We start from the raw sequence: 1026 nt of genomic DNA, 5'->3' as shown, positions 1-1026 counted from the left end.
CAGTCCTTCGCCGTGCCACATGCCCCAGGCCACCGAGGTCGCGACCACGCCCCGTGCCCGACGCTGTTCCGCCAGCGCATCGAGATGGGCATTCGCCGCCGCGTACGCCCCCTGCCCACTGCCACCCCACACCCCGGCATTCGACGAGAACAGCACAAACGCATCCAGCCGACCGGAATCCAGCAACTCATCCAGCGCCGTCGCACCCAGCGCCTTCGCCCCCAGCGCCTCGGCCAGATCCGACACCTCAGCGTCCGCGAGAGCCACGAAACGCCCGGGAACGCCTGCCGCATGCACCACCGAACGCACCGGTGATCCTTCCGCCTCCAGGTTGTCCAGCAGCCCGGCCAGCGCGGCACGATCCGCCATGTCACAGGCGGCGAACGACACCCGGGCACCGAGCTGCTCCAGCTCCGCCGCCAAGTGCGCGGCGCCCTCGGCGCCGGCTCCACGCCGGCTCGCCAGCACCACATGCTCCGCACCCAACGACGCCAGCCACCGCGCCACGTGACCGCCCAGGCCACCCGTACCACCGGTCACCAACACCGTGCCATCCGGACGCCACGGCCTCACCGCGGCCGAAGGCTCCAGCGGCGCACGCACCAGACGCCGCACGAACACCCCCGCACCCCGCACCGCCAGCTGATCCTCATCCCCCAGCCCGGCCAGCACCGCAGCCAGCCGCTGCGCCGCCGACCCGTCCGCCACCTCCGGGACATCCACCAGACCACCCCAGCGCTCCGGCTCCTCCAGACCCGCCACCCGGCCCAGACCCCACACCTGCGCCTGCACCGGCCGCGGACCCCGAACCACACCATCCACACCGCCCGTGCCATCCACGCCATCCACGCCGCCCGTGCCATCCGCGCCGTCCACGGACACCGCGCCCCGCGTCACACACCACAAACGCCCCGGAATGCGTGCATCGCCCAGGGCCTGGAACAGCGTCAGCGTTCCAGCCAGCCCCGCGGACACCGCCCCGGACTCCTCCAGCGGAGACTCCTGCCACCCCAGGAACGACACCAC

Annotated in this window: 1 protein-coding gene; it reads right to left on the bottom strand. The window is 72.7% G+C overall.

Annotated features, from left to right (window positions below; translation table 11 throughout):
• Window positions 1-975: beta-ketoacyl reductase (locus G6048_RS48250; RefSeq protein ID WP_328829181.1), on the bottom strand; the 975-nt coding region annotated here is incomplete at its 3' end.
• Window positions 976-1026: the final 51 nt, after the last annotated feature.

The organism is Streptomyces ureilyticus (assembly GCF_011045025.1).
Classification (GTDB): Bacteria; Actinomycetota; Actinomycetes; order Streptomycetales; family Streptomycetaceae; genus Streptomyces; species Streptomyces ureilyticus.
The sequence above is the reverse complement of the archived record's forward strand: the minus strand, read 5'-3'. Positions and strand labels throughout refer to the sequence as shown.